We start from the raw sequence: 13,503 nt of genomic DNA on the forward strand, positions 1-13,503 counted from the left end.
GTTTCTCCGCTATCAAAACTGAAAAATTCACTTGCCTGCGGGCATTTTTAGCATTAAAGTTTACTGAACGTTCGTTAAGTTAACTGGTGGGATGATAAATGGCGAAGCAATCAAGAACCAATATTAGGGACAGCATTCTGGAGGCCAGCACTGTACTTTTTTCAAAAAAAGGATACAGCGGTGTTTCGATGAGAGACGTTGCCCAACACTTGGGTTGTACACCGGCGGCCTTGTATTACCACTTTAAAGACAAGGACCAGCTGTACCTGGGCGTGATTCAGCATGTTTGCCACGGTGTTTCTGCTAGCTTGAAGCGTGCTAAAGATTCTCACGGTGAACCCTGGGATCAGCTATCTGCCGTTTTAACGGAACTCATCAGAACCCTTTCCGCCAACGAAAGTTTTTGGCGGCTACTACAGCAAATATTAATGGATGAGAATGAGGAAAGAATGCGTCAACTTGGCAACAGCGTATTCCATGATATTTTTTCCATATTTTACGATCTAGCCAGCAAGATAGGCCCGCATTTAGACCCTCATCAACTGACAATTTCCATGATGAGCTTATGCCTTTTCCCTTTTCAAAGTGCTAATGCTGCTAGCTTCCTGCCTGGATTTGATCCAACCAATCTTCAACCCGATAAGTTGAGTAGCCATGTGCTCAACTTTATATCTCTCGGCATTAACGATGATGCCACTAACACGTTAAGTCTGAAAAACAGGAAACCCAAATGACTAGATTTGTATTGTCTGCGGCTTTATTGGTTGCCCTAGCAGGTTGTGATCAACAACAGAACCAATATCTCACTGACGCTACAGAACAACAACTTGTGATGCTTGTAGAGGTAAAAACAGGAGTGCCGCTGGAGTATTCAACGGTTGGTACTGTGGTATCAGATCAACAGCTAGATATTACTTCCCGGCTTACGGGTTACATTAAGAAAATCTCTGTAAAGGAAGGGGATAAAGTCGAACAGGGACAAATTCTGGTGCGACTGGATAGCGCCGACATCGATGGTGCCATTCACCAGGCAAGCGCAGCAGCGAGCACCGCACAGGCTGCATTTAATGATGCTCAGCTCGATTTTGAAAAGTTTCAAAATTTACTGCAGCGAGGCAGTGCTTCCGACAATGAATTCCGCAAAATAAAATTGAAACGTGACGCGGCTAAGGAAATGCTGAACTCTACTAAAGCAGCACTTTCCGCGGCCAAGGCGCAATTGAATTACATCGATATTAAAGCACCGGTAAGTGGCTATGTTATTGCCAAAATAAAACACGAGGGCGATATGGCGTTGCCCGGTGTTCCAATCCTCGCCATCCAGTCACGGGGTGGCATGTTGTTTCAGACCTATATCACCGAAGATTTTATGGCTTCTGTTGCCCCCGGAATGCAGGTTCAGGTCAGGCTTGACCAAAACCCCCAAAGCCACACCGGAGCCGTTACCCATCTAGTACCTGCGGCAGATCCAGTGACGCACAGTTATCTGGCAAAAATCAGTTTGCCGAATGACGCCAAACTAATGTCAGGCATGTTTGGGCGCGCGACGTTTCGCATCAGCACAAAAAATGAACCTTATATTCCGGAGAATACTCTGGTCGAACGCGGCGGTCTTAAAGGCGTTTTTGTGGTCGACAGTGACAGCATTGTCCGCTTCCATTGGTTGCGTCTCGGCAGACGTTGGGATGACAACATTGAAGTAACCGCAGGCCTAAGCGGCGGCGAAATGATTGTGTCGGATACCGCATCGAGACTCCGGGATGGCGAAAAAGTAACGGTTACCGAAAGCGTAGAAAAAGTATTGGTTACTGAGGCTCCAAAATGAGCGACAGTAAACTTAATTTTGCAGGACGTTTGGCCCAAACCTTTGTCACCTCCAAACTAACGCTGCTGCTAATGCTGACATGCACTCTTTTGGGCGTTTTCGCCGTTTACACAACACCCAGAGAAGAAAACCCACAGATCTCAATGCCTGCAGCCATGGTGCAGGTGATGCTGCCCGGAGCTTCTCCTGCAGAAGTTGAAGCTCAGATAATCCGCCCACTGGAGAGCATTGTTAATCAAATCCCCGGCGTCGATCATACCTATGCCACGGCAATGAATTCGGTCGGCGTTCTGATGGTCCAGTTCAATGTCGGGGAAGACAAAGAAAAATCCCTTGTCAAACTTTATGACCGGGTATTGGGCGAGCGCAACAAATTACCGCCATCGGCGGGACAACCGCAGATCCACAGTGCCGATGCTGATGATGTGCCAGTGGTTACGGTTACCCTGGCGTCAGAAAAATATGACGACTATGCGATGAAACGCATCGCCGATAGGATGATAGAAGGATTGCTCAGCCTTGAATCCGTCTCCACAACGTACGTCCGTGGCGGCCGTGACCGCGAACTGAGAATTGAACTTGATCCCCAGCGTATGCAGGCCTATGGCGTAACATTTGATCAGATCCGGCTGCTGATCAGCGCAGATAATATCTCATCGCCGCTCGGGTCACTGGTGCAGTCGGGAAGTGTGCATAACGTGACGTTTGATGGCTTTATCTCTTCGGCGAATGAACTCAATCATCTCGTGGTGGGACACTATCAAAACCGACCGTTATATTTAGGTGATGTAGCCCAAATCGTTGATGGCCCAGACGAGCAGCGCAGCCAAGTCAGTCGTTTTGCCTATGGCCCCGCCAACGCAAAATTCGGCCACACAGAACAACCAGAAATACCCGCTATCACTCTCGCAATTGCCAAAAAACACGGTACGAATGCCGTATTTTTTGCACGAGATGTTATACAGCGAATAGAACGCATGAAGCACCAGCTTGTCCCTGAAGGCATCGATGTGGTGGTCACCCGCAATGATGGCAAAAAAGCTGATGATGCGGTAAATACTTTAATAGAACACCTTGGCATCGCAGTGCTGGCAGTATTTGTCGTGACCGCATTATTTCTTGGTTTTAAGGAAGCGCTGATCGTCGGAATCACCGTACCGATGATCTTGGCATTAACGCTGGCAGCGGTGAATTTTGCCGGGTTGACCATTAATAGAGTGACACTGTTTGGTTTAATTTTGTCACTGGGACTGTTAGTAGATGCGGCCATTGTCGTCATCGAAAATATCCACCGAAATTACACCAACCTCAACGGCCGCAGTAAGTCATGGGTGTCGGTAATCTCTGTCAATGAAATTGGCAACCCTACTAATCTGGCCACTCTAGCGGTAATGACTGTATTTTATTCGCTAATCCCCGCCCTCACGGGTATGCCAAAGCAATATTTCTACCCCATTGGATTTACCGTTCCGGTTGCCATGGCCGCCTCCCTGCTGGTCGCTTATAGCATAGTGCCGTGGGCAGCTAACCGCTGGGTAAAAGCGGGTGGGCATACCGCAGGCGACACCCCATCATCATCGCGACTGTCCCGTTTCTACTACGCTGCCGTTGCGCCGATTATCGACTGCAGAAAATTGCGTAACAAAGTCTTAATTGCGGTAGCACTGGCGATGGCCCTATCACTGCTGCAACCTCTTTGGCAATTCATTCGTCCTGCAGGAGTCTCGGGCCCACAATCTTGGCTCGGCGTTGAGATGAGCCTACTCCCGAAAGACAACAAGAACACCTTCAATATTACGATCGATATGCCCGAAAGCACCCCGCTGGAAGTCACCGACCGCCTCGTACGCAATGTCGGAGAAATCCTGCGCACGGTTCCGGAGGTATTGAATTATCAGAGCTGGCTGGGCGAAACAGGAGTGCCCGATTTCAACAGTATGCTACGGGGCAACAGTAATAAAACCGGCCCTCATGTAGCGGCCATACGAGTCAATATCACGGACAAAAAAAGCAGAAAAACATCGTCAATTGTACTTGCCAGGGAATTACGTAAGCAGCTAGCAGCGCTAAACACCAACTATCCGGGAGCAACCATCCAAGTAGTAGAAGACCCGCCAGGCCCACCGGTACGAGCAACAATACTGGCAGAGATTTACAGTCAAGATTTAGAACAACTGCGGACAGTGTCCAACAACGTTAGACAGCAGTTCAGAAACACCTATGACATGGTGGAAACCAACTCATCAGAAGTCAGCGATGTAAAGCAGTATCGATTAACACTAGACCGTGAAAAGGCGGCTTTGTCGGGCATCACTAGCGCCCAGGTAGCCGTAGCGTTACGGCGGCTGATAAACGGTGAACAACTGGGCGTTGCCCACATTGAAGGCGAGCGAAACCCGCTGCCGATTCAATTGCAAATACCCCAACGTTATCAGATCGATCCCGCACTATTGTCTGGCATAACGTTGATGAATCCCCAAGGATCGCGTATTCCATTATCAACCTTGGTTAAAGTCCATCAGGATATAGCCGATTACCCCATCCAGCATAAAGATGGTGTGCGTGTAAGCATCGTTGGCGGAGAGCTTGGCCACACAGCCCCGGCGTATGCCGTATTGGAGCTGAACCAACACCTTAACAATATGGACTTAGCGAATGGCGAACAGTTAACAACCGGAAATTTAGGTTTTGAAGAAACGGTTCCAGATCTAACCAAAGGAAAATTCCAGCTGTTATGGGGCGGTGAAATCAGAATGACCTTAAATGCTTACCGCGATTTGATTGCAGCACTAACAATGGCCTTATCGGCGATATTTCTGATCTTGGTTGCCTACTATCGTTCCTTTTTACTGCCTGTTATTGCCATGGCTGCGATCCCGCTGGGACTTGTGGGAATATTTCCAGGACACTGGTTACTGCATCAACAATTTTCGGCATCTTCGTTAGTGGGCATTGTAGCTCTGGCCGGAATCGTGGTGCGAAACTCACTGCTATTAATTGATTTTGTTATCGACTACCTGCAAAAAGGAATGCCATTACGGCAAGCCATCTTACAAGCCGGGGCGGTAAGGCTACGGCCAATCTTATTGACAGCGCTGGCCATCATCTTCGGCAGTATGGTCATGTTAACCGACCCTGTTTTCAGTGGCCTGGCGATATCACTGATCTTCGGCACCCTGTCCTCAACAGTGCTCACACTGGTCATTGTTCCCCTGCTTCTATATCTGTTTTACAGCCGCTACCCAATTGTCGAACAAGCAGATTCTAAACAGGAGGCAATGTCATGATATTCCGAAAAAAACCGCTGGCCTACCTTTTAACTGCCGCCCTGCTCTGCACCGCAAGCGCTAATGCCGAGAACTTGGCTCAAGCGTGGACTATAGCGCTGAGCAACAATCACACCATTAAAGCGACCCAGGCTGCCACTGAATCCGCACAAGCCAGCCTGGATGCCACCAAAGCAATGGCGCGGCCTTCCCTTTCGGTGGGAGCGAATTACATGGCATTCTCCCACGATCTAGCCTTGGAATTTGCTGGTGCAGAAGCCAATTTTGCCGAACGGCAAAGTTTCGGCTACCAGGCAGCCGTCACTATGCCGCTTTACACAGGAGGCCAGATCTCCTATGGAATCGATGCCGCTAAAGCAGCGGTAATTGCCGCCACTTTTGATCAACACAGCCAGACACAAAATTTAAAAATGAGTGTAGTTGTGGCTTACGTCGGGGTATCGCGGGCATCACACTGGGTTGACGTTGCCCAAAGCCATGTCGTTAGCCTGCAAGCTCATAAAGATGATGTCGAACGTTTGAATCAACAAGGCCTGGTCGTCAGAAATGATCTATTAAGCGTAACGGTAACGTTACAAGAAGCACGGCAGCGGCTTATCGCCGCACAAAACTCATTAGAAATTGCAAAAGCCAATTATAACCGCCTACTAGGTCGCCCATTAGATAACACCGTCGCGCTCGACAAACTGAAGGAAGTCAACGTTAACCGTAGTTTGGCCGAGTTAACGGAAACCGGCATCCAAAACAGTAGTGAATTGTCATCATTGGATAAAAAAATAGAAGCGTTGCAGCTACAGGCAAAATCCATCAAAGGGGCAAATTTGCCACAGCTGGCAATTACCGGCGGATATGGATATCAGCAAGACAAATACTTAACCAACGATTCACAGTGGATGGCTGGGCTGGTAGTAAAATGGAATTTATTTGATGGTGGCGCAACCTCGTCAAAATCCCGAGCGGTCATTAAGCAAGCATCTGCATTATCAGCGCAAAAGCGCGAGTTACTATCAATGATACAGCTACACGTTAAACAGTCTTGGTTGGCAGTGGATGAGGCTCGTAATCGCCGCAGCGTTGCATTGTCTGCTGTAGATCAGGCTCAGGAAAACTTGCAGGTGGTGCGTGACCGCTATATTAATGGTTTGATTTCCCACACAGAAGTGTTGGACGCTGAAACACTAAGGGCGAACAGTCAAATGAATCTCTACAACTCGCTCTACGATGAGATCATTGACTACTATTCATTGCAAAGGGCCACCAGTGCATTATAACTTTAGCCCGAGCCTGCAAAATTCAGTGTAACTATCCATGAGTTATACGCATACTCTTTCGAGCGGTCTTCGAACTCAAAAAAAGGGGAGCTTTCGTTCCCCTTTTTTACTGTCGATTAGTTCGACTTCTTGTCTTTCTTTTTATCCTTCGCTTTATCCTTCGCTTTATCCTTCACCTTATCTTTAGCTTTAGACTTTTCTTTTTTTGCTTTTTTCTTCACATCGCTAGCTTTAGCATTTTCTTTCTTAGCTTTGGCTTTCTCTTCCCCTGCTGCCAGCTTAGCTTTTGCATCTTTGGATTTTGTATTAGTGGCCTTCTCAGCCTTTTGCTTTTTCTCTTTGGCTACATTTTTCACATTTTCTTCTTTAGACTTCTTATCTTTCGACACCTTACCTGCTGCGGCTTTACCCTTCGACCGGCAATAGCTCTTTACTTTGTTACCGTCACTTTTCTTGTAACCCTCGACCCAGGTGCACGCACTATTTCCAACACAGCTAGATTCCGCCTGCCCTTTACACTCCGCCGCATAGCTGTTTAAAGCCGAAAGTGAAAATAGCACAAGCGCTGAAGTAATGATGTATTTAACCATATTGATATATCTCCCTTTATTTGTATTTAGTTCACAAGCAGCGGAAACTACCTGCCGAAGAGAAAAAAAACAAGAGGAAGCTACCTAAATTGTTAGCTGGCGCAACAAAACAGAAACGTCAGCCCCGCCTACAATCGCGACTACAACTATTCCAGCTGACAATCATTGTTCACACGCATTGAGGCAAGCTTCCTTTCGCCATAACTTCCGTGATTTTCACTATGATTCTCTGCGCCATTATCTCAGACATCGCCAGCAACTTCGTGACCGTATTCCCACGGAAGCCTCCGATTATGCCCAGATATTTCTGCGCGGCCTGCAGAGCAGGGTCTGAAGTATATTGCGCATAGCGCGTACGGATAACCATCCAGTATTAGCTAATCATCCGTCGGTTGCAGTACACGCCCTTGCATTCCATCTGTCCGCGCCATATTCAAAACATAGCAATACCAAACGTGTCAGCTCCCACACTGAAGCTTAAGAGCTAGTCACGGAAGCGGCCTACGTCTGAACCAATTTTTGTGCCGAAATCGCACACAAAGTAGCGCAGACACTTTTCGAAAAAACCACAACGATAAAATTTCGCCTTGCTCTTACCCCCCACCTTTCGTATTGAACGCTATACTGCGTCTAAAAAATATTCGTGGAAAACACTCAATGCTATACCATCGGCTCTGTACAACCGTGAGCATTGCCTCTTTCTTATGCTATACCTGTTACAAAAAGAGCCCATATTGATGCAAAATTCACCCAAGCCTTTAACCGCCCAAATGTAGAAACTAAAGAGCTTTGAGATAATATTATCGAAGAAAAATTAGCCCCCGCTGTTGCCCCATTTAATTTTAAACACTAAAACAGGGAAAAACTTCAGAAACATAACAAGTGATGATTGATTCTCGTCCACGCTTAGAATTTGAAGAAGAACTATAAGCCTCAAAAAAGGCTGCCACTCAACCTCACATGCCGCCCTCACAACAAGTAAAAACCACTGGTGCCACGTTGAACAACCAGCACCACCAATCAAGCACCCTGCCAAACCGAATACAAATTAATCGTATTTATAAATGGATTATTGAGCCGCCAATTTCGATTAAGTGAGTCGTTTCAGCGCGGTGTTCGCATAAATAACATCGCGATCAAGCTTCATTCAGCCACCATCGCTTCACTCAAAAATCGAAATCGAGGATAGATTATCAACCATAACGTCCAACACATTGACATATTAGATTGAGCGCCAAATAATACGTCCGCGTTTCGCCATCAATTAGAAGGCGAAACGTGGTGACGCATGCGGCCAATACTTCGATCCCAAAAATTATTTTTATAACTAAATTGGGATGACCATTTAGGAAACCTAACCCTAAGGACTCACATATGTATTCAGCACTCAAGCTACTATCATGCTTCCTTTTTTTGACCCTTTCTGCCTGCGGCGGTGGAGGAAATACAACAGAAGAACAATTTCCAGCGGATATCGCCACCGAAAATTCAGATCTCCTTCCAGATAATTTTAGTTTCTCAACAGTTTCCATGGCAGAGCCTGGCGAAACAGTAAATTCAGAGCTGAAGAGTATTTCCGGTATTAACTCTCAAGTTCCCATCAATATCATGAATGGAGAATATTCTATTAATGGCGGCGCTTATACAGCGCAAGCCGGCGTGATTGAAAATGGCCAAACTTTAACTGTTCGCGTCCAATCGAACACAACACTAGAAGGCAGCACTGTAACAACGATCACTATGGGTGGCACCGGCGACACGATATCGGTTGATTTTACGGTTAACACTCGCCCTGAAAACATTCTCCCACTTGCAGAAATTATCTACCCCTGGCCGTCGTCCATGATCACGGGCAGCTCCATTCTCGTTCGAGGCACGGCAAAAGATAATTCCGATATCGCCAGCGTAACGGTTGGCAACGTAGCCGCAACGCTAAGCAACCGCCGTGCACTTACAGAAGGTTTTGAAGTAGACTGGCAGCTAGAACTTAGCGACATTTCTCCGAGTTTCATCTACGACGTTATAGTTGTGGATACAAAAGGCAACGAAAATATAAGCGCCGACACTTTCACCCTAAAACGCGGCGCCAACGTACCGTACACCTTCGACCACCTAGACGAAAACGGCTTAATTCTCGGTATGAGCGGTTGGTCTCTTACCATGGTGGATCCTAGGCTTGGAAGCTCTACATCTGTTGTTTTAGATAGCTGGAGCAGCGCTGCCTGTTACCACCCGCCGAGCGATGAATATTTTTATTTTCATCTCGCCGAAAATGCGGCAACAAACAATAACTGGGCAAACGAAAGCGAAGCCGTTCTAGCCATTCACAGCTATAACCTCACCACAAAAACCACGCAAATCTGGGGCTCATTTAACGCCGCATTATCGGCTGGCTCTGAATCTGTTTCTACCCACTATACCGAACTCGAATGTAATACAGGCAACAACACAATATTCGCTGTCGCATCTTTAGACAGGTCTGATGGAAATATTTCCACCACCGTCGCCCGTCTAAACATTGATACTCTTAGCCTGGCACCAGTTATTACCACTGGCGACTCCGGCTATGAGAATTGGTATGTATCGGAATCCACATCAAGCGAGGGCTACCTCACCACACTGCAAAATGTTTCTGAAGGGAAAATTACTGTATTTAACTCAGAGACCGTTGCCGCAGTAAATACGCTGGAAGGCTATAACATTCCCTCTAACTCAAATTTAAATAGAGGTCTCGCCGCCGACATAGCAGGAGGACACATTTACTACTCAACCGATACTGACGTTTACAGTATTGCGCTTACAGACAGTGATGTCGCAGTAGTATCCGAAGCTGACGCCAACGATCCCCTCAGCTTTAGCCAAGTGAACGAGATGCTGTGGAGCGCCGATGGCTTACTTTCAATTTTCGATTATGGGTTAAACCAATATATTCAAATTAACCGCGAAAATGGAATGCGTTCGTTGTTTTTCAGCGACTTTATTGGCGAAGGCGATAAATTTTCCAGCGGTAATTCCATGGTTAAAAATTCTGACGAAAGCTTTATATATGTTCTGGATACAGGAACAAGTGGCCCGCCCAAAGTTATAGCCGTGAACCTCGCGAACGGTAACCGTACCGCTCTTGCAGTCATTCCCGATATTAGCGGCCTGGTATACCATGCCGATATCACTCTCGACAACATAACAGGTAAGCTCTATACCGGCCTAAATGATAAGATTTTTGAAATCGACACTTCTTTCGCTAAAGCGCCAGAATCCAACGCAGAGTTAATTGCCTCTATAAGAGTGGGGACCGGCCAAATACTGCAAGCCGTAGACGGTTTAGATGTGGACGAAGAAACGAAGACTTTATATATAGCCGATCCGCTATACCACGGAATAATAGCGCTAAACCTTGCTACGGGCGAAAGGACTGTGGTTTCTTCGAACGGCGTAAAGGGAACGGGCCAAGCGCTTACCAACACCAATGGCATAGTATTGACGAGTACCGCACTCTACGCAACAGTACCCGAAGACGGGCTCATTCTACGTATCAACCCTGTAACGGGCGATAGAGCCACTATCGACATAAACTCTTGTTTAAGTAGCGACGGCACCACCCGAGACCTAAGCGAGAGCCGAATGTACGGTATTCGGTACAACCCTAAAACGAACGCCTTACTGGTGCCGGGGAACAGCACGCGCAGTATTAACTTAGCCACAGATGAATGCATTTTTGAAACGGGCATTCCCTACCTCGATATGGTTGCGAGTAATAATGGCGGCTTGTTTACGCTAGGTTTTTCCGAGTTACGATATTTGCACACGGACTATAGCCAACCCGTCTTGATATCTAAGTAGACCCACCGTTAAGCAAGGCAAGAATTTACCTCAGTAGGTTTTTGCCTTGTTTTTTCCTATACCGTTTCTTTTCCGCTTCTGTTTCCAATTAAATAAAGGGTGCTGCTCCTCTTTTCGCATCACTGATCGACCATGGTCTGTGAGCTAGCGCTTTCTTATTGTTTTTTTATAGGAACATGTTTGCCCGCGTTCCAACCCATCACAAGCATCTACCGCTAAAGCGTCGGGCTCGTTAACGGAATTATTATAATGTTCTCGGCAATACGAAACCCACTTTTTGCATGATTAGAGATTTGCAGCAGAACAAATAGCGTTCATCGTTTTCAAGTGCTGTTAACGTGCCTGTTTTATTAACGCTTCTGCTACGTATTCTTGTTAGTCGCAAGGCCTTAAAGGATTCTCTTGTTTAGTCGTTAATATTAATCGTTGCCAACTCTCCGGCCGACCAAGGGGAGAGCTGGCAACACATCGATGAATATAAACGAGCCGCTATTGTGCGTTACAGGTACTGACGGAAATGCAACTCTGACTATTTTCCCAGCCCCATCCGCTTTGAGTGGTGTTACATAGCGGGTAACTCGTACCATACCAATTGCACAGGCCGCTATTCCCGCCACTGCTGCTTGATGAACTAGAACTACTTGATGAACTAGAACTGCCGACAACGCCGCCATCACCATACTGTGATTCGCAGGTGTCAATGCCCACACAGCTTAGATTACTTTCGTAGCCCCAGCCACTGCTAGTATCGGCGCAAAGAGGCGTTAGTGTTCCATACCAATTACACTGCATCGCTTCTCCGCCGGAAGAACTAGAAGATGAACTACTAGAAGATGAACTGCTTGAAGATGAACTGCTTGAAGATGAGCTACTGCTAATCGCTGCAACCGAAGAAACTCGCCACCAATTAAGGTTCCAGCCACCCGTGCTAGCATACACCCCAAAATCGTGAGAGCCCGCATCAACGGCAACCGTATGAGAAATAGTTGTCCAGCTTTGCAAGCCTCCGGTAGAAGGAACACTAAGCTGGCCTAATACCGTAGCACCGGCATTAAGATCCAGAGATAACCGCCCACCATTTTGGCTGGCCACACGATACTCTATAAGGTAGTCACCGCTAACCGGTATACTCATGTTGCTATAGGCCAACCAGTCACCATCCTCTATTTGACTAACATTTTGTCCTCCCCCGGTATCGGAGGTATTTTCCGTTGCTATGCCCGACATAGCACTGTAATTTTCGGCTTCAGTTATTACGCTAAAATCGATGGCATTGCTTCCACCGTCATCTTCACCTCCACTATTGTCGCCACTAGAGCTGTCTTCATACACACGCACATAGTCCACCATCATACGCGCGGGTAAGGCACCGTTGTTTATATCAAAGCCAGGCCATTCGCCACCGACTGCAAGATTGAGAAGAATAAAAAATTCCTCATGGAATTCGCTAGTTCCATTTACGCCTCCAGAAATATCGGCTTCGTGATATTGATTACCATCCAAATACCAGCGGATATACGAAGCATCCCATTCAATACTGTATACGTGAAAATTTTCAACATTCACATCGCTAGAGCCGCCATAGTTAGCGTACGCATCGTTATGGTCTTGCCAGTGAATAGTGCCGTGAATTTGAGACTCGGTATTTACGTGCTCCATAATGTCAATCTCGCCACACTGCGGCCAGCCCACAGACGAAATACTATTGCCCAATGTCCAAAAAGCTGGCCATAAACCGCTGCCGGAAGGGGCCGATAAGCGCGCTTCTATTTTCCCATACTTAAAACTTTTTCTACCCTGGGTTTTCATTCTGGCCGAGGTGTAGTCGTAACCGCCGTAGCTTTGTTGGCGTGCAGTAATAACCAGATAGCCATTTTCAACGCTGGCATTTTCCTGCCGGTAATACTGCAGCTCGTTATTACCCCACCCACCAGAACCATTACCAGTTTCGAATACCCAGTCTGAACCAATATTATCAGTAAACTCATCGGACCAAACCAGTTCCCAGTTTTGAGCATTTACACTTGTAGAGAAAAAAACCAATAACAATATAGGAAGTAATGTCGGAGGAAGACGAGAAAAGACATTGGACGACGATAGCAGGTAAGCTTTCTTATTCATTATTGACTATTCCTTTTTATTAGATAAAGCGGGATAACACGCCGCCTAGATAACCCGTGTTTTACGGTAACGTTTATTACGTGATATTTGCTATGTGACATTTCAAAACAGGATATTTGAAGAAATTACAGCAGCGAAATTATGCGCAAAACAGCCGACAAGGTCGCCACATTAGTTCCAATTACAGAGAGAGGGCCGCCACCGTTGGAGGAATTGTGACCGGCTGCAAACTTTTGCTATACCTCTATTTTTTGAATAGCCGACTATCTTCCTGTGGGCTACTTAGAAAAACCTACAGGGTTGGCACCCACAATATAAGGTAGAGCCCCCCGCTCTAGAACGGTTAAAAACAAAACCGCAGCAAACTTAAAGGATGACCTTATCTGAACCTGGGCAGTGTGAAAGATAAAAGGCAAACGAAAACTAGCCAGGCTATGGCTATTAACGAAAAAAAGGGGAGCTTTCGCTCCCCTTTTTTGTTCTCGGTCAATCCGTTTTCTTATCTTTCTTTTGGCCTTTCGCCTTATACCTCACCTTATCGTCCTCCCACCCTTTACACCCTGCCGTTT

At 46.7% G+C, this 13,503-nt stretch carries 7 protein-coding genes; 5 read left to right on the forward strand and 2 right to left on the reverse strand.

The genetic code is table 11. The features are described 5' to 3' along the window. The first annotated feature begins 98 nt into the window (after positions 1–98). The 4 genes from H5715_RS06300 to H5715_RS06315 are packed head-to-tail and all read left to right on the forward strand — an operon-like array spanning position 99 to position 6,383. Positions 99–734, forward strand: coding sequence for a TetR/AcrR family transcriptional regulator (locus H5715_RS06300; RefSeq protein WP_075187356.1), 636 nt, complete (start codon positions 99–101; stop codon positions 732–734). Next, positions 731–1,825 (forward strand): efflux RND transporter periplasmic adaptor subunit, encoded by a 1,095-nt coding sequence (locus H5715_RS06305; RefSeq protein WP_075187355.1) that lies wholly within the window; start codon positions 731–733, stop codon positions 1,823–1,825. Before H5715_RS06300 ends, H5715_RS06305 begins: the two co-directional genes overlap by 4 nt. Continuing rightward, positions 1,822–5,112: an efflux RND transporter permease subunit gene (locus tag H5715_RS06310; protein ID WP_075187354.1), complete on the forward strand. Its 3,291-nt coding sequence runs from the start codon at positions 1,822–1,824 to the stop codon at positions 5,110–5,112. The genes H5715_RS06305 and H5715_RS06310 overlap by 4 nt, the downstream gene beginning before the upstream one ends. Beyond that, positions 5,109–6,383 (forward strand): TolC family protein, encoded by a 1,275-nt coding sequence (locus tag H5715_RS06315; protein WP_075187353.1) that lies wholly within the window; start codon positions 5,109–5,111, stop codon positions 6,381–6,383. Before H5715_RS06310 ends, H5715_RS06315 begins: the two co-directional genes overlap by 4 nt. A 116-nt stretch (positions 6,384–6,499) precedes the next feature. Here H5715_RS06315 and H5715_RS06320 read toward each other — a convergent pair whose 3' ends face one another. Then, positions 6,500–6,973 (reverse strand): hypothetical protein, encoded by a 474-nt coding sequence (locus tag H5715_RS06320; RefSeq protein WP_075187352.1) that lies wholly within the window; start codon positions 6,971–6,973, stop codon positions 6,500–6,502. Positions 6,974–8,347: 1,374 nt separating this feature from the next. Here H5715_RS06320 and H5715_RS06325 point away from each other — a divergent pair. After that, the gene (locus H5715_RS06325) at positions 8,348–10,813 is read left to right on the forward strand and encodes a hypothetical protein (protein WP_075187349.1); all 2,466 of its coding nucleotides are present in this window, start codon (positions 8,348–8,350) and stop codon (positions 10,811–10,813) included. A gap of 489 nt (positions 10,814–11,302) precedes the next feature. Here the strand turns inward: H5715_RS06325 and H5715_RS06330 are convergent, their stop codons facing one another. Continuing rightward, the gene (locus tag H5715_RS06330) at positions 11,303–12,934 is read right to left on the reverse strand and encodes a carbohydrate-binding protein (protein WP_075187348.1); all 1,632 of its coding nucleotides are present in this window, start codon (positions 12,932–12,934) and stop codon (positions 11,303–11,305) included. Positions 12,935–13,503 lie beyond the last annotated feature (569 nt).

It is taken from the genome of Teredinibacter haidensis, assembly GCF_014211975.1.
Lineage (GTDB): Bacteria > Pseudomonadota > Gammaproteobacteria > Pseudomonadales > Cellvibrionaceae > Teredinibacter > Teredinibacter haidensis.